The organism is Ruminococcus sp. Marseille-P6503 (assembly GCF_900604945.1).
Classification (GTDB): domain Bacteria; phylum Bacillota; class Clostridia; order Oscillospirales; family Ruminococcaceae; genus FB2012.
The window spans coordinates 1-24,855 of record NZ_UWPB01000002.1 but is presented as its reverse complement, the minus strand read 5'-3'; the positions used below and the strand labels follow the sequence as shown (position 1 = coordinate 24,855).

The window sequence follows — 24,855 nt, the reverse complement described above, 5'->3', positions numbered from 1 at the left end:
TTTAGCCTTCCTCGGTCAGACCGGAGATATTAAATGTTACGGAAAGCTCTTCCTCAAATGTAAGCGCGTTAACGTCAATCGGAGGATCCTCTGCGGTAGGTCCATAAGTATTGTAGATCTCAATTCTGTAGCAGTTGTTATTATCCTCAATATTTCCGTATACGATCTTTGAAGGATCAAATTCAACTTCCTTGCCGTCGGCTTTGATGGAAGTAACTTCAACTGTAAGCTCGTCGCCTACATATTTGCCGGCTGTTTCCTTGTTGACGTTGGCGTCGTCGCCTTCCTTAAGACTGTTTTTCTTGATCTCCTCGCCCTTATAGTTCTTTGTGCCGTCGCAGATACCTGTAATATCTACGCAGAATACAACAGAACCGGTAGCCGGAAGCGCAAGACCCGTGTTCTCGTCTACAGCAACCTGAGCGTTAGGAAGGTCGTCTGTGCCGATGATAGAAGCGTTTGTAATAGAAACGGTATACTCGCCGTCGCCGGTAACGTCAGCGTCGTTTCCGAAAGCCTGAGTAGCGTCAGGATATCCTGTGCCTTCCCAGTTGCCCCAGAGCCATTCGTTATCGCCGAACATCAGAAACGCGTCATAGCCAGCGAATTCTGTGATAGGCTCCCATACCTCGAGTTCATCCACGGCAGCAGAATCTGCAGCCGATTCAGCAGCGGATTCCTCGGCAACGGACTCGGCAGCGCTGTCAGCTGCGGCTGCGGCTGAAGAAGCAGTATCAGCTGCTGAGCTGGAGCTTGAAGAAGAATCGTCTGTATCTCCGCATGAAGCGAGCATTGCAGTTGTCATGGAAAGCGCACAGATGATTGCAGCAATCTTTTTAATACTCATTTTAATTTCCTCCTAAATAATGTTTTAATTTACGGCGGTAAGCCGTTTTTAAGTAAACTCATTATAGCCTGCAATAGAACGATATAATCTATTACTAAATATTATAATACATAATTTTCGAAAACTTTTCAAGATACTATTTAACCAAATTATTGTCCGCTAAATCGTTTACATTGCACAAAAAAAACGCAGCCGAAACGGCCATGAGTTAAAAATTTTGTAAAAATTAATAGTATATACTCTAATTATCGAAAATACTTTAAGTAAAGTTTTCGCTGCCGGCTGGGATCGTTACAGCCTTATAAAGCCTCCGGCGGCTTTTATGTGAAAACCGGGCTATACGCCTGAATGAAACATAGAAACGCGCTTTAGCATGATTTTTTTACTGCTGTGGCTTAAACAATATTATTCCGAAAAATTTGTGCAAAATGCCATGTATTTGGATTTGCATTTTTAATTTATATGTTGTATAATTATATAATATAATTGTCAGTATGCTTTTATGCCGGCAGTTAAATGCAGCGGCAGGCTTTCCGCACATCTGAAAGGATTGATTGTTTTTTATGCTGATGAAGCTTATGGGCGACGGTGATTCTTACAGGATCGCGCTGATGATAACGGCGCTCGGAACATTTTTTATAGCTTTTTTTGCGCTGAAATATTTTATGCGCCTGCTTCCTAAGGATCAGGGACGTCAGTTTGCGGTAAACGGGGCGTTGTCCGAAGGAAAACCGCGGGGCGCCGGAATCGTTATGATTACCGCGTTTACGCTGTGCGCGGCGCTGTTTGTTCCTCTTGACGCCGAGCTTCTGATATATTTGATACTGGTTTATGCCGCCATGCTGACGGGGTTTCTTGACGACGCCGCCGAAAAACCGTGGGGCGAGCTGAAAAAGGGAATTCTGGATCTTATAATTGCCGTGGGAATTTCTGCAAACTATATATATCATAACGGAACTGAGATAACCGTTTTCGGACGGAGCTTTGAAATGCCTGCGGCGGTTTTCGGAATACTGGGTATAATCCTTGTATGGGCAAGCATCAACGTTACCAACTGCTCCGACGGAGTAGACGGGCTGTGCGGCTCGCTATTCTGCGTGTCGCTGTATTCCTTTATGGCGGTTTCACTGTCTGCGGACTTTAATCTGATATGCGTTGTTATGCTTGTAACTGCGTTTGCGTATCTTTGGTTCAATTGCTCGCCCAGCAGACTGCTTATGGGTGACGCAGGCTCAAGAGCGATGGGTGTTTTTCTGGCGGTATGCGCGCTCAAGACGCAAAGACCTCTGCTGTTTATACCGTTCTGCATCGTTCTTATAATCGACGGGGGCCTCGGGCTTCTCAAGCTTTCATGCAGGCGGTTCCTGGGTATGAAGAGGTTTATGGAGAATATAAGGACTCCGGTTCATGACCATATGAGAAAAAACAAGGGCTGGTCGGATACTCAGGTGGTATTCAGATTTACGATTGCACAGATAGTTGTTTCACTCGCGGCTCTTTACTTATTTGCGAAGTAAGCCAATATCGGGATATAAATTATTTGATGATCCGTGAAACGCCGTATGAACGGTGTTTTGCCGTTATGCTCTGCCTGCTTGTCTTTGCATGACGGCATTTTCTGCTGTTATCCGGCAGTTTCAGCTTGCCGGACAGGCCTGACGGCGGCGGAGCTGTTGCGGAAAGCGGCGGGAAACCGAATGAAAGCTGTATGTGTAAAGCAAAGGAATAACCTGCGGCATAAAGATAAGCGCGGGGAATGAAACGGGGCGGGAAAATTGAAGAAAACGCTGAGCTATGCTTTCAACGTTCTGTTTATCGCAGTTATAGGGTATCTTACTCTCAGGCTGCTGTTTAAAGATACCGATATTGAATCAATACTTGCAGACCTGCACCGCGCGGATAAACTATGGCTTGCGGCGGGCGCTCTGTTCGTATTCTTTTTTGTAAGCGGCGAATCGGTCATAATTAAATATATGCTTACATTGTTCGGCAGCGGAGTTCCTTTCTACAGGTGCCTTAAATACAGCTTTATAGGTTTTTTCTACAGCTGTATAACCCCCTCGTCCTCCGGAGGTCAGCCCGCGCAGGTTTTCTACATGAAAAAGGACGGGATAAAGATCGGGTATTCGTCGCTTATAATGCTGGTGGTAACAGTGGCCTACAAGGCTGTGCTGGTTATATTCGGCGTTGCTTTTTTCCTTTTTAAGTACGGCTTTGTCGTCAGGCATACGGGAGGCTGGCTGTGGCTTTTGGCGGTAGGCTTTATCCTTAATATAGCTTATATTGCAGGCCTTGTGTTTATTTTTTTCAGACCCTTTTGGGCAAAAGCCGCGGGAATAAGGATAGCCGGCTTTCTGTGCCGGATACATATTCTGAAGCAGAAAAATCTGAATAGGTATACGGATAAAATAGAACGTATCTGCAATAATTATATGAACGGCGCCGAGTACATAAAAGGCAATGCACGGGCTGTTGTGAATATATTTATCATAACGGCGGTTCAGCGGCTTTTCCTGCTTGCGGTCACCTATGTTGTGTACAAGTCCTACGGGCTTTCAGGCACAGGCTTTACCGAGATCGTCGCCATACAGACCATGATCGCGATCGCGGTTGAAATGCTTCCGCTTCCGGGCGCGGCGGGAATAACCGAGGCCTGCTTTATCGTAATGTTTAACGATATATTTACAAACGAGTATGTGCGTTCGGGAATGCTGCTCAGCAGAGGGCTTAGCTTTTATCTGCTGCTTGTGATGAGCGCGGCGGTGACGTTTGCGGCGCATTTGATATGCATGAGAAAAAGCGCGGCCGAATAATAAGGAGATATAAGGTCCGGCGGAGAATGCCGCCTTAAAAATAAGGAGTTTTAAAATGATAGGGTTTTATAATTATTCCGTAATTCTGACGTATATAGGACTTGCGTCGTCGGTTTACGGCATAACGCAGATTTTTGAAGGGCATGACGCGATTGCTTTTCTATGTCTGCTGCTTTCGGGGATATGCGATCTGTTTGACGGAAAAATCGCGCGTTCAATGAAAAACCGGACGGATCATGAGAAGGTGTTCGGGATACAGATAGATTCGCTCTGCGATCTGGTATGCTTCGGCGTTTTTCCTGCGGTGATAGGCTATCATTACGGCTTTAACTACGGACTGGGGCTGATCTCCGCTATCATGATAGTTTTGGGAGCCGTTATAAGGCTTGGATATTTTAACGTTATGGAGGAGGAACGCCAGCGTCAGACCAGCGAGCTCAGAAAGCAGTATCAGGGGCTTCCTGTAACGACCGTAGCGATAATACTTCCGCTGCTGTATCTGGGACGTCAGAATATTCCTGCCAGGTATTTTCCTTTTGTTTTTCAGGGCTTTATGATACTTATTTCCATATTGTTCGTGCTCAATATCAACGTCAAGAAGCTGTCGATCAAGGGAATACTGATACTGTTCACAATGGGAGCGATAATTTTTATAGGATATCTGAAATTCAATCATATAATTTAGCGCAGAACGCTAGGTTTTTCGGCGGCGCTTCCGTATAACGGAAAGGAAAAGCCGGAAAAGTAAGAATATACATACGCTCAGAGCTGCCTGAAGGTTCGGCAGCCGTTTATCAAATACGATTAAGGAGGCGCAGCAATGAAATACCGCGACAGAATGGGGAACGAATATGAAAAGACAACGAAGCAGGACGAATTTCTGGCTCAGGCTTATTCCTCAGCGGCAGGCAGAGGTCTGATGAAATTCCTTTCCCTGCCTTTGTTTTCAAAGTGCGCCGGAGTTATCCTTTCAAGCAGGCTTTCCGCAGGAGCGGCGCTTACCTTTGCGGAAAAGAACAATATAGATATGTCGGAGTATGAGGAGAGAATGTATTCCTCATTCAACGATTTCTTTACCAGAAAGCTCAAGCCCGGAAAGCGCTGGATAACGACTGACGACAGCGTGCTTATTTCACCCTGCGACGGAAAGGTTTCGGCTTATGAGATAACCGTGTCGGAGATGTTCGTCGTAAAAAATTCAGTGTATACCGTTGATTCACTGCTGCGCGACAGTAAGCTTGCGAAGCGTTACAGCGGCGGGACCGCGCTTATAATACGCCTTTCAGTCGACGACTGCCACCGCTACTGCTACTGTGCCGACGGAGTCAAAAGCCGCAACAGGAGGATCGAAGGGATGTTGTACACCGTCAATCCTGTTATAAACCGTCATGTTGCCGTATACAAGGAAAATTCAAGAGAATACTGCATGATAAGAACCAAGCGCTTCGGAGATATTATTCAGATGGAAGTGGGAGCGACAATGGTGGGCAGGATCGCCAATGCCCATTCCGAGGCGGGAAGGTCCGTTTCAAGAGGCGAGGAAAAGGGATTTTTTGAATTCGGCGGTTCAACAATAATTCTTCTGGTTCAGAAAAATAAGGTGAACGTATGCAAGGACCTTTTGACAAATACAAGGCAGGGCTTTGAAACAAAGGTCCGTCTGGGAGAAATGCTTGGCGTAGCGTCTGAAAATATATGAATATAATTGCAAGGGGCGGAGCAGATGTATAATATAACGGATTATCAGCAGTTTGACAGGGATAACGCATACGACGGAGACGACCTGGGAGTGTGTTTCAGAGAGGGAAAAACACAGTTCAGAACCTGGTCCCCGCTTGCGACGGCGGTATACCTTAATCTTTATACCGACGGTCAGGGAGATAATCTGATTGAAACTCTGCCTATGGAGAGGCACTGGCACGGAGTGTGGTTTGTGGAGCTTCTGAGAATTGCCGAGGGGGTTTTCTATACCTTCACATACGAATTTGACAATAAGGACAAATACGAAACGATAGATATATACGCCAGAGCCTGCGGAGTAAACGGAAAGCGCGGCTGTATCCTTGATATGAAAAAAACTGACCCTTACGGCTGGGATAAGGCGTCAAGACCCCGCTGCGACAGCATATGCGACGCGGTTATTTACGAGTGTCATGTGCGGGATTTCTCAATCGACGAAACCAGCGGTATCCCGTGGGAGGATAAGGGAAAATTTTCTGCCTTTACCCAGACAGGAACAAAGTATAAGGACGCGGCTACCTGCCTTGACCATTTAAAAGAGCTGGGGATAACTCACGTTCAGCTGCTTCCGGTGTTCGACTATGCGACGGTTGACGAAAGCAAGCCCTATAAAGCGCAGTACAACTGGGGCTACGATCCGCTTAATTACAATTGTCTTGAGGGCTCCTATTCCTCCGATCCGGAAAATCCGGCAAAGCGCGTAAACGAGTTTAAAAAGCTGATAATGGCTCTTCACAGGAACGGTATAGGCGTTATTATGGACGTTGTTTATAATCATACCTATTATACCGAGGAATCGGCGTTTCATAAAAGCTTTCCCGGATATTATCACCGCCGCGGCAAGGACGGAAAATTTTCAAACGGCTCGGGCTGCGGAAATGAAACGGCTTCTGATCATCTGATGTACAGAAGATTCATGATTAATTCGCTTAAATTTCTTGCGTCGGAATATAAGCTGGACGGCTTCAGATTTGATCTGATGGGTCTGCACGATATTGAAACGGTTAATATTATAAGGGACGAGCTGAATAAATTTGATCCCGCGCTGCTTATGTACGGAGAGGGCTGGGCGGGGGGCGAATCCCCTGTTCGCAGCGATCTGCTCGCGTTCAAATGGAATTCCTATCAGTTCGGAAGAGTCGGTCTTTTCAACGACAATATACGCGACGCGGTCAAGGGCGGGACCTTCAATCCTTATGACAAAGGCTTTGTAAGCGGAAACGTAAATACAGTCCATACGCTGAAAAGGGGAATAGCCGGCTCCGTACCTCACTGGCAGCTGAACGATATGGCTCCTGAGGCTTGCTGGGCCTTTGAGCCTGAGCAGGCGATAAATTACTGCGAGGCTCACGATAACCATACCCTCTGGGACAAGCTTGCAATTTCAGCGAAGCATAATTCCAGAGAGGAACGGATCAGAATGGATAAGCTGGCGGCGGCGATAATCATTCTGGCTCAGGGAGTGCCGTTTTTACAGCTCGGCCAGGACTTTCTACGCTCAAAGCCCAGGCTTCTGCCGGAGGGCGAGCAGGCCGATGAGGTAAATATATTCAGTCATGACAGCTATAACGCTCCCGATTATACTAACGCGGTCAGATGGAATGAAAAATACGAAAATATAGATGTTTTTAATTACTACAAGGCGCTGATAAGGGTAAGAAGGAACAATCCTCTGTTCAGGCTGAGAACCAAGGACGAGGTGGGCAGATGTCTGAAATTTCTCAATACTGGAGACGACTGCTTTGTAGCCTTCAAGCTGGAGGATAATGAATCGTGCCTGATAGCGGCATTTAATCCCTATCCTGAAAAGAGAAACATTTCCCTGCCGGAGGGCAGGTTCTATACCCGTCTTAACGAACAGGGCAAAATGAACAAGTTTCCGATAAGAGGCAACGTAAACGTGCCTCCGATCTCGGCTATGGTTTTTAAAAGAATTAAAGGCTAGGAGGCGGACATGGTGACCGACGTGAACATTTCAGAGATATGCCGGAAGGCTGTGAAAACCGCGGCTTCGGGAGGCTGGACGCTGGATTACACTCCCGACAGCGTGCTTTCGCTTGAACAGCTGCTTGACGGTCAGTCAAAATATGCAAGGGAAAGCGGAGCAAGCGATATTTATCTGTGGAATTTAGCAGTGGTTTTCGGAGCGTATCTGGGTCAGACGCTGCTGCACAACCGTCTTGCCGGCTTAGGCTATTCATGGTCGTCGGACGAGGACGGAGTACCTTTTCTGAAAAAGGATAACGACAACGCTGTCTATCCCATAAATAAAGTATGGAGAAGGCTGAAAGACGGAGAGAGCGATAATGTAAGAAGCTTTTACGACGTATCAGTCGCTGGCGCGGAGGGCAGATTAAAGCCCGGCAGAGCTTGAGCACAGAAAATACAGGGCGCTTATGCCGCCTTTTTGCGCATTACAAATGCCGGCAGGCACTTTTTTGTGTCTGCCGGCATTGTTTTGTTATATTTTTTTTATCTTGGCAAAGTTGGCCATGATTTTCTTGGTGCCTTTGCTTTCAAAAGCGATCTCAAGCAGAGTGTCGTTGCCCATTCTTTTCGCGGTAAGCACCGTTCCCTCTCCGAAAATACGGTGACGGACGCGATCTCCGGGACTGAATATCTCGTTTACGGCTTCTGTTTTATCCGAACGCTTCTGAGCAAGCTGCTGCTGGAGAGTCATGCTGTGGGTCGGCTGAACGCCGCCGCTTGACTGAGCCAGCGCAGAGGAAAGTCCCTGTTCCTCCTGTTTAACGCAGTTATCAGGGGGAAGCTCCTTTACAAAGCGTGAAATGCGGTTGCGCTCGGTGCGGCCGTACAGCAGTCTTTCGGCGGCATGGGTAAGATACAGCCGCTCCTTTGCGCGGGTAAGCGCCACATATGCAAGACGCCTTTCTTCCTCAATGTCAGCCTCGGATTCCATGCTGCGGGCGGACGGGAATATGTTTTCCTCCATTCCGACTACGAAAACGCAGGGAAATTCCAGTCCCTTCGCGGAATGCATCGTCATCATCGCCACATAATCTGAGCTTTCGTCAAAGCTGTCTATATCGGTGTACAGCGAAATTTCTTCCAGAAATCCGGAAAGCGAAGGCTCTTCGGCGTTTTCCTCGTAATTTGCCATAGTGGATTTCAGCTCGTTTATATTTTCCAGCCGCATAAGCCCCTCTTCGCCCTGCTCCAGAAGATATTTTTCATATCCGCTCTTGCTCAGCAGCTCGTCCAGCAGTTCTTCAAGTGAAAGCGTTTCGGCAATATCGGTAAGGTATTTGAACATTTCAGCAAGGGAATGAAGCGTCTTTGATTTTTTGGCGAGGGGAGCTAGCTCGGGAGAATCAAGCATGACGCTTATCGGATCTTCGCCGAGGTCGGAAGCGATCTGCTCCAGAGCGCCGACCGTCGCGTCTCCTATGCCTCGCTTAGGCTCGTTTATGATACGCCTGAGCCTCAGCATATCCGAATGATTGTTTATTACGGAAAGATAGGCTGTAATATCTCTGATTTCTTTTCGGTCGTAGAATTTTAGTCCCCCGAATATACGGTAGGGTATGCCGCTTTTTATAAACGCCTGCTCTATTGAGTTTGACTGGGCGTTCATTCTGTAGAGCACCGCGTGATCGCCGAATTTTCTGCCGCTGTTGACGTTTTCAAGTACAGTTTCGGTAATAAACGCCGATTCTCCCTTTTCGGTGGCGGATCTGTAGACGACCACCTTTTCTCCGTCGCCTTTGTCCGTCCAGAGATTTTTGCCCTTTCTTCCAATGTTATTCTTTATAAGCTCGTTGGCGCAGGTAAGAATGTTCTGTGTGGAGCGGTAGTTCTGCTCAAGTCTTATAACGTCGGTTTCCGGCTCGCAAGAGAAGGTATCCTCAAAGGAAAGGATATTTTCAATAGTCGCTCCCCTGAATTTATATATGCTCTGGTCGTCGTCGCCGACCACGCAGAGGTTCCTGTATTTTTCCGAAAGAAGAGAAATAAGACGGAACTGAACCATATTGGTATCCTGATACTCGTCTACCATAATATACTTATATAAATTACGGTAATGATCCAGTACGTCCGGCTCCTGCTCGAACAGCTTGACCGTATTGCATATGATATCGTCGAAATCCATGGCGTCGGCGTCCTTCAGCTTACGCTGGTAGCGCTTATATACCCTTCCGATGGTAGTAAGGCGGTAATCCTGGCCTGCGTCTGCAAGAAATTCGTCGGGACCGATCATCATATCCTTCTGATGAGATATTTCGGCAAGCAGCATTTTGGGAGGAAACATCTTGTCTGAAATATCAAGCTCCTGCAAAGCGGATTTTATAACTCGCTTGGAATCGTCCGAATCGTAGATGGTAAAGCTTTTGCCGTATCCGAGCTTTTCGCTTTCTCGCCTGAGAATGCGCACGCAGACCGAGTGGAAGGTTGCCGCGGTTATCTGACCTCCGGCTTCTCCCAGCATATCCGACAGACGGCTTTTCAGCTCTCCCGCCGCTTTATTAGTAAATGTGATCGCAAGAATACTCCAGGGCTTTACACATTCGTAAGCCACTATATCGGCGAGTCGTGCGCTGTCGTCTGTCCTGCCTTCGGCATAGTCCTTCAGAAAACGCAGATCGTCGTCTGAATGAAGCCCGTATCCCTCCTCGCTGCCGTAGGCGTTTCCGAAATATATCATGTTGGCGATCCTGTTGATAAGAACGGTGGTTTTTCCGCTGCCTGCTCCCGCGAGAATAAGCAGAGGACCATTTATTTTAAAAACGGCTTTTTGCTGTTCTTTATTTAAGCCGGAAAAATATTTTTCAAGTGCTTTGTTTTTCAGAAGGTTATAATTTTCTGGCATACTATAAATCTCCCTTTCATGTTTGCGCGCCGGCGCGCTTAAAAAAGCGGCGGTAATTCGGCATAAGGATATTATAGCACAATAAAGTTTTATTGAAAAGACGTATTATTTATTTTTTTGTTTTATCAAAATAATAATGAGTACATCTCCGAACGAATATTACTGAGCGGATATGTTGAATAAACTGCATTATCGTACCAATAATAAATACAAATATTTATTACGGAGGTATAATTTATGCAGGCTGTTATTTTATGCGGAGGACGAGGAGAAAGGCTTATGCCGATGACCGCTTGTACGCCGGCGGCGCTTCTGAGGATACTGGGCAAAAACGTGTTGTCATACACGCTGGACCAGCTTAAAAAGGCGGGCTTCAAAGAGGCTACTCTGGCGCTCGGGTATCTTGGAGGACAGGTCATAGAGGAATTTGAATCCTGCGAATACAAGGGAATAAAGCTGTACTTTACCAGCGCGGAGCAGACGGGTACCGCTCCGGCGGTGGCGTATGCCGCGAAAAACGGAGAGGATATTCTCGTATGCGAGGCCAACTGCGTATTTGATTTTGATCTGAACGGAATAATTGATTATCACAGGGCTAAAAAATCCGAGGCGACCTTTGTTACAAGACAGGAGCCTCAGACTAACAGACACATATGCTTTGCGATCGATAAAAATAATATGATAACGTCGTCTGCAAAATACCCCAGCGCTGAAAACACCTCGGCGGTCCATGCTTTTACCGGAGTTTATGTGCTTTCCTCAGGAATACTTGAAAATTATGATTTTAATTCCTTTGCCGACGTTATCGAGGACGCCGTTCCGCAGATGATTTCAGACGGCTGCAAGATATACACATACGGAACTGTTGATTTCTGGCACAAAATAACCGACGCGCAGGGCTTTCTTGACTGCCAGAAAAATATTCTTGAAGGAAAAACGGGGCTTTCCTTTTCGGCTCGGCAGAACGACGGCGGTATCTATACCGATACGCTCAGCAATTTCAGCGGAGTTTCAATAGTTCCTCCGGCGTATATCGGCAGGAACGTTGTAATAGAATCCGGAACGGTAATAGAGCCCGGCAGCGTTATCGACGACGGCGCTTATATTGAAAAGCGCGTCAGAATAAGCGGCGCTTATGTCGGCAAAGGAGCTTATATTTCTTCAAGGTGCGAGCTTATGTCCTGCGTCGTATGCGCCGGCGCAAGGCTTATGAAATCTGCCAGCTGCGGAGAAAATTCGGTGGTCGGCGAGAGAAGCCGCATAGGCGAGGGTGCCGGAATACTGGACGGAGTAAAGATCTGGGCGGGCAAGGAGGTCGCCCACGGCTCGGTAGTCGGGGAAAACGTCAGAATAGGCATGGGAAAGCCTGCCTTTATCGACGACGACTGTTCTTACGGTTTCGATTCCTGCATAACGCTGCCGTCGGATACCGCCAGATTCGGAATGGCGGTCGGAACGGCGATGGACATCGGAGAAGTCGTCGTAGCGGGCTGGAGCGGCGGCCCGAGCGCCGAGGCTCTTTGTTCAAGCTTTATTGCGGGACTGCTTTCCAGCGGCATAACGGTTTTTGATCTCGGCGAATGTACAGCGCAGCAGGTAATGTTCGCGGTAAACAGACTTACCGCGAAGCTGGGCTGCTTTGCCGCCGCCGACTATTCGGAAAAAATAAAGCTGATGGAGAGAGGCGGGCTTCCGCTGAAAAGAGAAACCGAGCACAAAATAGAAGAAGCGTTCAACAGATATGATTTCCGTCAGCTTTCATACCACAGCTACGGCAGGAGGCTTGATATGCGCGGAGTGGGGGTTTTGTATGAAATGTTTCTGCGCGATATGCTTCCGGCGAAATTCAATGGAGTAAACGCGGAAATAAGAACCTCTGATGCAAAAACGGCAAGAATAAGCGAGGAATTGTTTCATTCAAGAAACGATATAGACGGAGAGCGGATAGTTTTTCATCTTTCGCCGGACGGCAGCTCCTGCTCCGCCTACAATGACAAAACGGGATACGTTTTTCATGAGCGTCTTGTGCTGCTGGCTATGAAGATAGCCTATGAGAAAAAAATACCCGTTTCGATCCCCTATTCGTTCCCGATGGGCGCGGACAGCCTTGCGGAGGAAGAAAACGGCAGGCTGTACCGGTATTACAACTGCTCCGACAGCGATGAGGACGAGGAGGCGAGAAAGGTTGCCAAAAGACCGGATAATTTCTTTGTAAGGGACGGCCTGGTGCTGGCGGTCATGATCCTGTCGTATCTGTCGGAAAAGGGGATAACGCTGTCCGACGCGGCGGGAGATATTCCAAGATTTTATACCACGCAAAGGTTTGTCAGCGTAAACTGCAGTCCCGGCAGACTTATAAAGGAATTTACTCTGGCGAAGTCCGGCGGCTCCGAGGGCGTTGTATATCAGGGAGATGAATCGAGAGCCGTAATCAGACCTCTGAAAAGCGGAAGCGGAATAATGATATTTGCGGAAAGCTTCAGGTCTGAAACCGCCTGCTCCTTATGCGACGAGATTCAGCAGAAAATCAAAGCCGCTGAGGATCAGATAAGGAAGTAACTGCAAGGGCTTCATAAAAAATCACTTGACAAGACCGCAAAAAGAGAGTACAATGATATCAGATATTTTTGTTCGGACGGATCGCAGTTTTTGCGGTCACCTGCGCCGGAATCGCCTGATCATACTATTACGTCATTGAAATAAAACGGCGGGCTTCCTGCCGCTTGAGCGATTCCGGCTGTAATGCAACGGAAAAATCGAATAAAACAGAGCGAAGGCTCGAGAAGGAAGGAGTATTATCACGGCCTGCCGTTTGTTTGTGTTGCCTTAATCCAGACATACGGTCAGGTCTTGAGAATTGTGTAAATGAATATTCAGAACGGAAACGGTGCAAAGAATACTGCAAGAAAATTAATCAGAAGGACGGGCGGAGGCAAAATTCAGGGAACGGACGCAGTTGTTTCCTCCGAGCAGGCTTCCGCGGAGCCCAGGACGAAGAAAACGGTAAAAAGCCTGCCTAATCTGAATACAAACAGAAAGGCGGAAGCTTCAAAGCCGGCGTCGGGGACGTTAAGGTCCAGACAGACGCAGAAGCGTCCTCAGAGGGATACTCAGAGAAAAACTCCGGTCAGGATCATACCGCTGGGAGGACTTAACGAGATCGGAAAGAATTTCACCTGTATCGAATGCGCTAACGATATGTTTATAATCGACTGCGGACTGGCTTTTCCCGACAGCGAAATGCTGGGAGTAGATATAGTTATCCCCGATTTCACATATATTGAAAAAAATACCGATAAGCTCAGAGGCGTGGTAATTACCCACGGGCACGAGGATCATATCGGAGGTCTGCCTTATTTTCTGAAAAAATTCAATGTTCCTGTTTACGGAACAAGGCTGACTCTCGGTCTGCTTGAGGGAAAGCTGAAGGAGCACGGGCTTCTCGGCTCGGTTCAGCTTAATACCGTTACTCCCAGACAGACGGTAAAGCTGGGCTGTATGGCGGTTGAGTTCATAAGAGTCAACCATTCTATCCCCGACGCTGTGGGAATGGCGGTTCACACGCCGGCAGGCGTAATTATCCATACAGGCGATTTCAAGGTGGATTATACTCCTATTGAGGGCGGTATCATTGATCTCGCCCGTTTCGCGGAGCTTGGAAACAAGGGCGTTCTGGCGCTTATGTCGGATTCCACCAACTCGGAGCGGCCGGGATTTACCATGAGCGAGAGAAAGGTGGGAGAAAGCTTTGAAAAGCTGTTTTCCCAGGCGGACGGAAAGCGTATAATTATTGCTACCTTCGCTTCAAATATCCACAGGGTTCAGCAGATCATAAACCGCGCGGCGGCTACAGGAAGGAAGGTTGCCGTTTCGGGCAGAAGCATGGTCAACGTAATGGGCAAGGGAATCGAGCTGGGCTATCTTAAGGTTCCTGAGGGAGTTCTTGTTGATATCGACATGATATCAAGATACCCCGCCGAGAAAATGTGCATAGTAACTACCGGAAGTCAGGGCGAGCCTATGTCGGCGCTGACCAGAATGGCTATGGGCGAGCATCGTCAGGTGTCTATAACTCCGCAGGATTTTATTATTATCTCTGCCAATCCGATCCCGGGAAACGAAAAGTATGTGACAAGGGTGGTAAACGAGCTTATGAAGCTGGGCTCCGAGGTCGTTTACGAGGCTATGTACGACGTTCACGTTTCAGGTCATGCCTGTCAGGAGGAGCAGAAGCTCATTCTTTCGATAACCAAGCCAAAGTTTTTTATTCCTGTGCACGGCGAGTATAAGCACCTTGTCAAGCATAAGGCTACCGCTATGTCTGTGGGGATACCGGAAAACAATATTATTATCGGCGAAATAGGCAACGTCATCGAAACCGACGGAGTGGATATGAAGGTAACGGGACAGGTTCCGGCGGGAAAGGTTCTTGTTGACGGACTCGGCGTCGGAGATGTGGGCGCGATCGTGCTTAGGGACAGAAAGCATCTGGCGCAGGACGGCCTTATAATTGCCGTGGCTACCATAGACAGAATGTCGGGCGAGATACTTGCCGGTCCGGACGTTGTTTCAAGAGGCTTTGTGTACGTAAGGGAAAGCGAGGAGCTTATGGATGAAGCCAAGCGTCTGCTAAGCGAGACACTGCAGGATTGTCTTGACCACGATATGAAGGAATGGAATGCGATCAAGGGGAAAATGAGAGACAGCCTTTCGGATTATATTTATTTAAAGACAAAGAGAAGTCCGATGATACTGCCTATTATAATGGAAATATAGCCGGTCTGTTTCTTAAAGGCGCTTGTGCCGTTATTTAAGACAGGCTTCATACTATCGTGAGCAGAGAGGAAAGGGCATTAAAAATGAAAGGAAATAACGGTTTTCAGATTCTGATAAGGATTACCGCGGCTGTGGTCGTCCTGTCGGCTTTGATCGCTTCATATACCGTTTACGACACGCCGTCGAGCAGGGATATGGGCGGAGTGCTGCTGTGCGTTTCGATTGCCGCGGCGGTTCTGCTGATACTTGAATCGGCGCTGTTCAGAAACAGCAATAAAAAGTATGTGGCAAGGCTGGCTACCATGATAACGAAAACCGAAAAGGATTCGCTTCTTAATTTTCCCGCTCCGGCAATTATAGTAGACTCAGCCAATACTATCGTATGGTATAATAAGCTTTTCGGCAGGCAGGTCTATACCTCCGAAGAGGCTTACGGTATTGATATAACCGAGATCGTTAATATAGATATGTATAAGATATTCGAGCCGGACGGCGATCTGATATGTCTCAACAGGCGCTTTTATATCGCAAAGGGGATACATACCGACGTCAGCGGCTCACTTTCACTGATATATTTCAACGATACGACGGACTATGTTGAGCTGGAATACGAGCACAGGCAGTCGCAGAAATCGGTCATCATAATTTTTATAGACAACTTTGAGGATATTATGTCCAATATCCGCGAGAGTGAAAAGGCTCACGCGCTGGTAAAGATCGAAAAGCTGATCGAAAATTTTGTGGACGGAACTACCGCGTTTTCCAAAAAGATAAACAGCGATAAATTTTATGTGATAATGGAGGAGCGTCATCTTGCTCCCATAATCGAAAACCGTTTCAGGATACTTGAACAGGCAAGAACGATAACCGTCGGCGAAAGACAGAATATAACTCTTTCCATAGGCGTGGGGCATAACGCCTCCGATCTTGCGGAGAGCGAGGTATACGCCAAGCAGGCGCTTGAAATGTGCCTTGGAAGAGGCGGAGATCAGGCGGCGGTAAAAACTGACAGCGGCTATGAATTTTTCGGAGGAGTTTCAAACGGAGTTGAAAAGCATACCAAGGTAAAGACAAGAATGGTTGCAAAAGCCCTGAAGGAGCTTATTTCGACGCACGACAAGGCGCTTATCATGGGACACCGTTTCGGAGATCTTGACAGTATAGGCTCCGCTACCGGAATGTGCGCCGCCGTGCGGAAGATGGGAAAGGAAGCCTACGTTGTCGTAAACGAAAGCCAGAATCTTGCTCTGAGCCTTGTAAATTATATCAGGAAAAACGATATGTCCAATTACTATATCACTCCTGAGTCCGGCATAGAAAGGCTTGATGAAAATACGCTGCTTATTGTGGTCGACACTCACAATCCGGATCTGGTCGAATCGCGGGAGCTGCTTGCGAGAGCTGAGCAGACCGTAGTTATCGATCATCACAGGCTTATGGTCAAGTCGATTGAAAAGTGCGTGATGTTCTATCACGAGCCTATGGCTTCCTCGGCGGCGGAAATGGTTGCAGAGCTTATCGAGTATTTCGGAGGCGAGGTCAGGATATCCTCGCCTGTTGCGGAGGCGCTGCTTGCCGGAATTATGCTCGATACCAAGAATTTTGTTATGAAAACGGGAGTAAGAACCTTTGAGGCGGCGGCGTTTCTGAGAAAAATGGGAGCGGATACGGTAGCGGTCAAAAGGCTGTTTGCAAACAGCATAGAAACCTATCGTCAGAAGTCCCATCTTATAAATTCCGCTGAAATATACAGAAAATGCGCCGTAGCGGCTACTGCGGAAACATTTGACAATATTAGAATAGCGGCTTCTCAGGCTGCCGACGAAATGCTTGGAATCGTCGGAGTAAATGCTTCTTTTGTCTTGTATGAGGACGGAGGAACAGTGAATATCTCCGCCAGAAGCATGGGGGCGTTCAACGTTCAGATAGTTATGGAAAGCATGGGAGGAGGCGGTCATCTCACAATGGCTGCCACTCAGCTTGATACAACGCTTGAAAAGGCAAAGAAGCAGCTTTTTGAAGCTATTGACGAATACATAAGAAATAATACATAGAAAAGGACGTGTTATTATGAAGGTTATACTTATCAAAGACGTTAAAGGCTCCGGCAAGGCGGGAGATGTGCTGAACGTTGCCGACGGATACGCAAGGAATTATCTGATAGCCAAGGGGTTTGCCGTAGAGGCTAACGCCAAGAATATAAATGACCTGGAGGGGAAGAAGGCTTCCGCTCAGCATAAGCTTGACGTTGAAAAGGCGGAAAATGAAAAAACTGCCGCTGCTCTTGAGGGAAAAGAGGTAATTATCAAGGCTAAGGCGGGACAGGGAGGAAAGCTGTTCGGAGCCGTTACGGGAGCTGCTGTCGCGGACGCTGTAAAGGCGCAGTATTCACAGACTGTAGATAAGAAAAAAATCGTTCTGGCAAGCGAGATAAAAAGCTTCGGAGATTTCACCGCTACAGTCAAAATGACGCAGGGCGTTTCGTGTTCTCTGAAAATTAAGGTGGTTGAAGAGTAAAAATGGCACTTGATAACGTATCGCAGCTTAAGGCAGGCGATATTCTTGGGCGCGAGCTTCCCTATTCGCTGGAGGCGGAGCAGGCTGTGCTCGGCGGAGTTCTGCTTGACCCGTCGGTCCTGCCTAAGGTTATTGAGATCTTAAGGCCCGATTATTTTTACAGGCCTCAGCATCAGCAGCTTTTCTCAATTATGATGAGAATGTTTACCGCCTCGCAGACGGAGGATATAATCACCGTTATAAACGAGGCGGTGACTATGGGCGTTTTTGAAACCTCGGCTATGGCTAAGGCGTATCTTACTGGCATGATGGAGGGCGTTCCGTCTACCGCCAATATAGAAAGCTATTGCAGGATAATCGAGGAAAAGTATCATATACGCGCGCTTGTCAGCGTTGCAAACGAAATTATTGAAACCGCGAATGAAGGCTCGGCGGATTCCAAAACAATGCTTGACAGCGCCGAGCAGAAGATTTTCGATATAAGGCAGGGCAACGAGGTTCAGGGGCTTACCAGGATCGACAGCGTTATTATCGACGCCTATTCTCATCTTCAGGAGATAAGCGGTCCTGACGCCGAAAAGCATCTGGGTGCAAAAACGGGATTTTCTCAGCTGGACGCTGTGACGACAGGATTGAACAAATCGGACCTGATCATACTTGCCGCCCGTCCCGCAATGGGAAAATCGGCTTTTGCCCTGAATATTGCGGTAAACACCTGTAAGCGCACCATGAAAGAGGTAGTTATTTTTTCTCTTGAGATGGGCAAGGAGCAGATGGTAACGCGTATGCTTGCCTCCGAATCCCTTGTCAACAATACCTGTCTGCGTTCAGGAAAGATAGAGCCGGACGATTGGATAAAGCTTGCAAACGGTACGGAAACTCTGGCGAGGCTTCCGATATATCTGGACGACGGAGCGGGGATAAACGTTCCGCAGATGAAGGCTAAGCTGAGACGTATGCGGAATCTCGGGCTTGTTATTATCGACTATCTTCAGCTGATGTCGTCGCCTAACAAGCATACGAGTCGTGTAAATGAGGTGTCGGAAATAACAAGACAGCTCAAGCTTATGGCAAAGGAGCTCAACGTGCCTGTCATCGCGCTTTCGCAGCTTTCAAGAAGCTCGGAAAAGCGTGACGACAAGCGTCCTATGCTTTCAGATCTGCGTGAATCGGGCTCTATAGAGCAGGACGCGGATATTATTCTGTTTCTTTACAGGGACGCTTATTACGACAAGGAGAGCGCCGATCAGAGCGTTGCCGAATGTATCGTGGCAAAGAACCGTCACGGAACGACCGATACCGTCAAGCTCGCGTGGATAGGCGAGTATACGCTGTTCAGAAGTCTTGATTTCAGAAAAGAGTAACGATTGAAAACAATGCTGGATAAGGTAAGGAAAACAATTTCCGAATTTAATATGATTTCAGAGGGCGAGACTGTGCTGTGCTGTCTTTCGGGCGGCGCGGACAGCGTAACCCTCCTTTTGTGTTTGCTGGAGCTTGGATATAAGGTAAGGGCTTGTCATGTAAACCATCAGCTAAGAGGCGCAGAGAGCCAGCGCGACGAAAAATTCTGCGGGGAGCTGTGCGCGCGTCTTGGCGTTAAGCTTGACGTATACCGCAAAGACGCGGGGAAATACTCCGAGGAAAACGGTTTTTCCGTAGAAGAGGGAGCAAGGAAGCTGAGATATGAAATATTTGCGCGGTGTCAGGCGGATAAGATCGCTACCGCGCATACCCTTTCCGACAGTATGGAAACGGCGCTGTTCAATATGGCGAGAGGCACCGGCATCAAAGGGTTGTGCGGCATACCTCCGGTCAGGGATAATATTATACGTCCGCTTATCTGCTGTACAAGACAAGAGGTCGAAAGCTTTCTTGAAGCAAGGAAGCAGAGCTTTGTTACCGATTCTACCAATCTTTCCGACGATTACACCCGCAACAAAATAAGACACAGGGTCGTTCCGGTTATGCGGGAAATCAACGTTTCGGCGGAAAAGTCTTTCGGTCTGATGTCCTGCTCTCTCAGGCAGGATATGGAGTACCTTGAAGCGCAGGCGGAGAAGGTTTTTCAAGCTGCCCGCAGCGGAGAGAATTCATTCAGCCGAACGGTTCTGAATTCGGCTGACCCAGCCATAAAAAGCCGGGTTGTTATGAGGATACTGTCACGGTATGGTCTTTCCTGCTCTCATGACAGAGTGAGGGAAATGATAAAAATTGCCGGAAACGGAGGCAGAGCGGATTTAGGCGGCGGTCTTTCCGTATTGTGCAGCAGGGATTTAATGAGAATTGTAAATTCCGCGGAGCTTGAATACGAGGAGGTATGTCTTGCCGCTGTTCCTGACGGAGAGTATTGTTTTTATGATAAAAAAATTGTTTTGAAGATAATGGATAAAGATCGCTTGGAATGTAATGTTAATAAAAAGTTTGCAAATTGCATAGCTGATTATGATAAAATAAAAGGTGAAATTTTGCTTAGAAACAGAAGAAGCGGCGACAGGATAAAGCTTGAGGGCAGGGATTTTACATCGTCTGTAAAAAAGCTTTTCAACGAAAGGATTTCTGCGGAAAAGCGCGGCAGAACGGCAATGCTTTCGGACGACGAGGGCTTGTTTTTTATCGAGAGCTTCGGCATAGCCGAACGGGTAAAGGTCACCGGTTCGACAAAAAGATTATTGATCTGCAAAATATCATAAAACTGTCACAAATATAGTATATTATATTTTATGTCCGCAGAAACGCGGCGGGGTGAACGGATAAATGGACGATATAAAGGTTTTATTTTCGGCGGAGGAAATAGCTGAAAGGGTAGCCGGACTTGGCAGGGAGCTTTCAGATTATTACAGAGGCAAGGAAGTTCTGGTCGTCGGGGTACTTAACGGCTGCTTTGTGTTCGCGGCTGACCTTATCAGGGCTATGACTGTTGAGGATATCGAGATAAGGTTTATAAGAGCCAAAAGCTACATAGGCACGCAGTCGGGCGGAGAGGTTGATTTTTCCTCTGCCTGTGAGAGCATTGATTTCAAGGACAGAAACGTGCTTATTATTGAGGATATAATTGATACCGGCAATACTCTGGCGGAACTGAAAAAACGTATCATGTCCGAAGATCCGGTCGATCTGAAGATAGCGGTGTTTCTCGATAAGCCGTCCAGAAGGATAGCGGATATATCGCCGGATTTCTGCTGCTTCGAGATTCCCGACAGGTTCGTGGTGGGCTATGGGCTTGATTATAACGAAAAATACCGTCAGCTGCCGTACCTCGGCGCGATTGAGTGACGTTCAGGCGGAATGATACTGTCGGCGGCAAAATGCCTGGGACGAGTATTTCATGTGACGGCGTATTTTTTGCGGGTATTTCATATATGATTATAATGAACGGAAGGTTGTGTTTAATTGAAGAATAACAGTAATGGAAAATCTCTGATAATCTATCTGCTGATATCAATCGCGGTTATCGCGGGACTTGTTTATATGCTGACGTCTATGAGCTCCAATAAGTCAGACAAACAGTATTCGGAGGTAATGCAGAGCTTTGATAATCTTGAGGTTTCGGAGTTTGAGCTTGACCTTGGCTCCGGAAAACTTATATACAAGCTCAGGGACTCTGATGAAACATATAACTATACAGTCCCGAACGTATCGCTTTTCGCTCAGGAGATCCTCGGCGGAGAGGACGCTGAGAATTACCGTAAAAATTATAACGAAAAGTATCCTGACGAACCTCTTAAATACAATCTGATTCCTATATCGGACAACAGCTTCTGGCTTAATCTTATTCCTACGCTGCTTATGCTGGGAGTTATGATATTCTTCTTCGTATTTATGATGAAGAGCGCCGGAGGAGGAAAAATGAGCTCCTTCGGAAAGACTAACGCCAAGCAGGCTCCAAGCAGTAAGAAGGCGACCTTTGCAGACGTCGCGGGAGCGGACGAGGAAAAGGAAGAACTTAAGGAAATCGTTGATTTTCTCAAGGACAGCAAGAAATATAACGAGATCGGAGCAAGGATACCTAAGGGCGTACTGCTTTTAGGACCTCCGGGTACCGGTAAGACTCTGCTGGCGAGAGCGGTTGCCGGAGAGGCGAACGTTCCGTTCTTTTCAATTTCCGGTTCGGATTTTGTGGAAATGTTTGTGGGCGTGGGAGCTTCGAGAGTAAGAGATCTGTTTGATCAGGCAAAGAAGAACGCGCCGTCCATTATCTTTATCGACGAAATAGACGCCGTAGGACGTCAGAGAGGCGCGGGTCTGGGCGGCGGTCATGACGAGCGTGAGCAGACTCTTAACCAGCTTCTTGTCGAAATGGACGGATTTGAGGATAACGAATCGGTAATAGTAATGGCGGCAACCAACCGCCGGGATATTCTCGATCCGGCGCTGCTTCGTCCGGGACGTTTTGACAGGCAGATACTTGTAAGCTATCCCGACGTAAAGGGACGCGAGGAGATTTTAAAGGTCCATACCAGAAACAAGCCGCTTGCGCCTGACGTGGATCTTGAAACAATTGCAAAATCAACGGTAGGCTTTACGGGAGCCGATCTTGAAAACCTTGTAAACGAGGCTTCGCTGCTTGCGGCAAGGAGAAACCGCAAGGCCATAACCAAAGAGGATCTTGAGGAGGCGTCCATTAAGGTCATCGCCGGACCCGAAAAGAAATCCAAAGTGGTTACCGAGGCGGAAAAACGCCTTACGGCATATCATGAGGGCGGTCATGCGGTATGTACTTATTACTGCAAGACTCAGGATAAGGTGCATCAGGTATCTATAATCCCGAGAGGTCAGGCCGGCGGATATACCATGAGCCTGCCAGAAAAGGACAAATCGTTTGTAAGCAAAAATGAAATGGCTGAAAATATCGTGGTTCTGCTGGGCGGACGCGTTGCTGAGAAGCTTATACTGGACGATATTTCCACAGGGGCTTCCAACGATCTTGAAAGGGCTACCGCTACGGCGAGAAATATGGTTACGCGCTACGGCTTCAGCGACAATCTGGGACCTGTAGTTTACGGCAGAGGAGAGCACGAGGTATTCCTTGGCAGGGATTACGGAAATACGCCGAGCTATTCTGAAAATGTTGCCGCCGAGATAGACAACGAGATAAGGAGCATTGTGGAGGACGCCTTTGAAAAGGCTGAAAATCTGCTTAAAGCCCACATGGATAAGCTTCATCTTGTTGCGAAATATCTAATGATACATGAAAAAATCGACGGCGGGGATTTTGAAAAGCTGATGAAGGGCGAGCTTTCCGAGGCTGAATTTGCCGCGGATGATACGGCGGCAGAGGACTCCTTGACTCAGTCTGAGGACATTGACATCAATAGTTCCGCTGACGAAGGCAGTGTAAATTCCTAAAATATAAAGTATTACCGCCTGCAGGCTTTACAGGCGGTAATTTTATACCTAGTTTAAGCGCCGTAATCAGACGCGCCGCCGTGCAGGGAATCCGGCTTCGGATGTAAAGAAGATCGGAAGAGCTTATTGCTTTATTGGTAAAAGTGTTGAAAATTCTGAGCTTTTGTGGTATATTTAACGTAGGGAACAATGACAGCTGCGGAGTGATCGTTATGAAAAAAATTTTTATTGTTACGGGAGCAAACGGTTTTTTAGGAAATAACATCGTTCGTAAACTGGAAGGATACGGCGAGGTGCGCGCGCTGGTTCTGCCCGACGACAAAATAGATTCCCTGAAAGGCGTAAATTGCAGCATCTATCACGGAGACGTCACCAGACCGGAATCGCTCAATGAAATATTTGAAGCTGAAGCAGATTCGGAATTAACCGTTATACACTGCGCAGCTATAGTATATATTAAAACCAGATACGATCCGAGGGTCAGAGAGGTCAACGTAAACGGCGTTAAAAATATTGTCGGAAAAGCGTTGGAAAAGAATGCAAAGCTGGTGTATGTAAGCAGCGTTCACGCTATTACGGAAAAACCGGGCAATGAGGTTATTACAGAAACGAGCGATTTTGATCCCGGTAAGGTCGTGGGCGAATATGCCAAAACAAAAGCGGAGGCCGCGGAATATGTGCTTAAAATGGTGCGGGAAAGAGATCTTAACGCCTGTATCCTTCATCCCTCAGGCATCATCGGCCCTTACGATTTCGGCAGAAGTCATTTGACGCAGCTTATACTGGATTGCGCTGACGGAAGCTTAAAAGCGTGCGTAAACGGAGGATATGACTTTGTGGACGTAAGAGATGTAGCCGAGGGCGTAATAAACGCGTGTACATACGGTGAAAAGGGAGAATGCTATATACTTTCAAACCGGTATATAACAGTTAAGGAATTGCTTGATTTAGTAAGCGAAGCAAGAAAGACAAAAAAGATAAAAACCGTTTTACCGCTATGGTTTGCTAAGCTGACCGCTCCGCTGTCTGAAATTTACTACAAGCTTCTTAAGGAACCGCCGCTGTATACAAAATATTCGCTGTACACGCTTACCTCCAACGCGAATTTTTCCAGCGAAAAAGCGAGAGAAAAGCTTAATTATAAAACCAGAAGCATGAAAGAAACCATAACGGATACGGTGAAATGGCTGGAGGCCAGAGGGGAGATTTAGCGAATAGTCTAAGCAGATAAACTAAAAATTTACTGTAAAAATCATTTGCGGGACAGCGCATAAAAGCAAGCCTATCGAGCAGCTTTGCGAAGTAGGGGGAGAAATGCCTGACTGGTTTAAAAAAGGAATGGAGTGCGCGATATTAGCTCCGACAGCCATGAATCAGCAGAAATTTCTGTTTACACTGAATAATGATAAGGTTTCGGTAAAGCCTACGGGAGGTTTTTATTCCAAGCTTGATCTGGGAATAGCGATGTATCATTTTGAGATTGGGTCGGGAAGAAGGCTTATGCATAATTGATCTATTTCTGAGCTGCTCCGGAAGCTCTTTTTTCATTGCACAAAAATGACCGCTGAAAATATCAGCGGTCATAATTAATTACGGAATCAGACAGTGTAAGTGCGTTTCTTGCCGTCACACTCAACGAATACGTTTATTTTAACGCAGGATTCATTGTTTTCGTCTTTATCTTCGGGACATGATACCTTTGGCTCGGATCTGGAGCATTTATCACATTCAACATAAATGTTCAGCTCAACACAGCTCTCTTTTTTTTCTTTCATGTTTGTTCACCTCCAATATTACACAATATGATAGGAGAGTAAAAATTGCTACATATATTTTGTTTGCCCATGCGGCGGCGCCATTGTAGCTTGACGCGCAAAATCAAAAAAACTGACACGCAAAAACGAAAAAAAGCAGTGAAATGTTTCAAAAGTTTGGGACAAATCACTGCTTTTTAAAATTTAAACGCTGTTATAAAGTAATAAAAA

The 24,855-nt window shown here is 47.1% G+C and carries 19 protein-coding genes; 16 read left to right on the top strand and 3 right to left on the bottom strand.

What is annotated here, in order from left to right; genetic code table 11:
- Position 1 precedes the first annotated feature (1 nt).
- On the bottom strand, positions 2–847 hold the full coding sequence (locus tag EIH25_RS06145; RefSeq protein ID WP_124099754.1) for a hypothetical protein: 846 nt from the start codon (positions 845–847) through the stop codon (positions 2–4).
- Positions 848–1,410: 563 nt separating this feature from the next.
- Between EIH25_RS06145 and EIH25_RS06140 the strand changes: the two genes are divergently transcribed.
- From EIH25_RS06140 to EIH25_RS06115, 6 genes are all read left to right on the top strand, one after another.
- Positions 1,411–2,364 carry a phospho-N-acetylmuramoyl-pentapeptide-transferase gene (locus EIH25_RS06140; RefSeq protein WP_124099752.1) on the top strand — a complete coding sequence of 318 codons (954 nt, stop codon included), beginning with the start codon at positions 1,411–1,413 and terminating at the stop codon, positions 2,362–2,364.
- A gap of 258 nt (positions 2,365–2,622) precedes the next feature.
- On the top strand, positions 2,623–3,660 hold the full coding sequence (locus EIH25_RS06135) for a lysylphosphatidylglycerol synthase transmembrane domain-containing protein (RefSeq protein WP_243113104.1): 1,038 nt from the start codon (positions 2,623–2,625) through the stop codon (positions 3,658–3,660).
- A 55-nt stretch (positions 3,661–3,715) separates the two neighbouring features.
- Positions 3,716–4,345: a CDP-alcohol phosphatidyltransferase family protein gene (locus EIH25_RS06130; RefSeq protein WP_124099750.1), complete on the top strand. Its 630-nt coding sequence runs from the start codon at positions 3,716–3,718 to the stop codon at positions 4,343–4,345.
- Positions 4,346–4,480: 135 nt separating this feature from the next.
- Entirely contained in the window at positions 4,481–5,359 is an 879-nt protein-coding gene (locus EIH25_RS06125) for a phosphatidylserine decarboxylase (protein ID WP_124099748.1), read from the top strand.
- Between the two features lie 24 nt (positions 5,360–5,383).
- Positions 5,384–7,345, top strand: coding sequence for a type I pullulanase (gene pulA / locus EIH25_RS06120; protein WP_124099746.1), 1,962 nt, complete (start codon positions 5,384–5,386; stop codon positions 7,343–7,345).
- 9 nt (positions 7,346–7,354) lie between these two features.
- Positions 7,355–7,774 (top strand): hypothetical protein, encoded by a 420-nt coding sequence (locus EIH25_RS06115; RefSeq protein WP_124099744.1) that lies wholly within the window; start codon positions 7,355–7,357, stop codon positions 7,772–7,774.
- An 87-nt stretch (positions 7,775–7,861) separates the two neighbouring features.
- Here EIH25_RS06115 and EIH25_RS06110 read toward each other — a convergent pair whose 3' ends face one another.
- The gene (locus tag EIH25_RS06110) at positions 7,862–10,228 is read right to left on the bottom strand and encodes a UvrD-helicase domain-containing protein (protein ID WP_124099742.1); all 2,367 of its coding nucleotides are present in this window, start codon (positions 10,226–10,228) and stop codon (positions 7,862–7,864) included.
- Positions 10,229–10,465: 237 nt separating this feature from the next.
- On the opposite strand from EIH25_RS06110, the gene EIH25_RS06105 reads away from it, so the two are divergent.
- The 10 genes from EIH25_RS06105 (at position 10,466) to EIH25_RS06060 (ending at position 24,382) form a co-directional block, all read left to right on the top strand.
- The gene (locus EIH25_RS06105; RefSeq protein WP_124099740.1) at positions 10,466–12,787 is read left to right on the top strand and encodes a sugar phosphate nucleotidyltransferase; all 2,322 of its coding nucleotides are present in this window, start codon (positions 10,466–10,468) and stop codon (positions 12,785–12,787) included.
- A 306-nt stretch (positions 12,788–13,093) separates the two neighbouring features.
- Entirely contained in the window at positions 13,094–15,004 is a 1,911-nt protein-coding gene (locus EIH25_RS06100; protein ID WP_243113103.1) for a ribonuclease J, read from the top strand.
- 83 nt (positions 15,005–15,087) lie between these two features.
- Positions 15,088–17,058, top strand: a complete 1,971-nt coding sequence (locus EIH25_RS06095) for a DHH family phosphoesterase (RefSeq protein ID WP_124099738.1) — start codon at positions 15,088–15,090, stop codon at positions 17,056–17,058.
- Between the two features lie 16 nt (positions 17,059–17,074).
- The gene (gene rplI / locus EIH25_RS06090) at positions 17,075–17,521 is read left to right on the top strand and encodes a 50S ribosomal protein L9 (RefSeq protein ID WP_124099736.1); all 447 of its coding nucleotides are present in this window, start codon (positions 17,075–17,077) and stop codon (positions 17,519–17,521) included.
- Between the two features lie 2 nt (positions 17,522–17,523).
- Positions 17,524–18,885: a replicative DNA helicase gene (gene dnaB / locus EIH25_RS06085; protein ID WP_124099734.1), complete on the top strand. Its 1,362-nt coding sequence runs from the start codon at positions 17,524–17,526 to the stop codon at positions 18,883–18,885.
- A gap of 12 nt (positions 18,886–18,897) precedes the next feature.
- Positions 18,898–20,214, top strand: a complete 1,317-nt coding sequence (gene tilS, locus EIH25_RS06080) for a tRNA lysidine(34) synthetase TilS (protein ID WP_243113169.1) — start codon at positions 18,898–18,900, stop codon at positions 20,212–20,214.
- A gap of 64 nt (positions 20,215–20,278) precedes the next feature.
- Positions 20,279–20,797: a hypoxanthine phosphoribosyltransferase gene (gene hpt / locus EIH25_RS06075; RefSeq protein WP_124099729.1), complete on the top strand. Its 519-nt coding sequence runs from the start codon at positions 20,279–20,281 to the stop codon at positions 20,795–20,797.
- 117 nt (positions 20,798–20,914) lie between these two features.
- Positions 20,915–22,870, top strand: a complete 1,956-nt coding sequence (gene ftsH / locus EIH25_RS06070) for an ATP-dependent zinc metalloprotease FtsH (RefSeq protein WP_124099728.1) — start codon at positions 20,915–20,917, stop codon at positions 22,868–22,870.
- A 212-nt stretch (positions 22,871–23,082) separates the two neighbouring features.
- Positions 23,083–24,081, top strand: coding sequence for an NAD-dependent epimerase/dehydratase family protein (locus EIH25_RS06065; RefSeq protein ID WP_124099726.1), 999 nt, complete (start codon positions 23,083–23,085; stop codon positions 24,079–24,081).
- A 40-nt stretch (positions 24,082–24,121) separates the two neighbouring features.
- Positions 24,122–24,382, top strand: coding sequence for a nitroreductase family protein (locus tag EIH25_RS06060; protein ID WP_124099724.1), 261 nt, complete (start codon positions 24,122–24,124; stop codon positions 24,380–24,382).
- Positions 24,383–24,468: 86 nt separating this feature from the next.
- Here EIH25_RS06060 and EIH25_RS12420 read toward each other — a convergent pair whose 3' ends face one another.
- Positions 24,469–24,645 carry a hypothetical protein gene (locus tag EIH25_RS12420; protein ID WP_164489180.1) on the bottom strand — a complete coding sequence of 59 codons (177 nt, stop codon included), beginning with the start codon at positions 24,643–24,645 and terminating at the stop codon, positions 24,469–24,471.
- Positions 24,646–24,855: the final 210 nt, after the last annotated feature.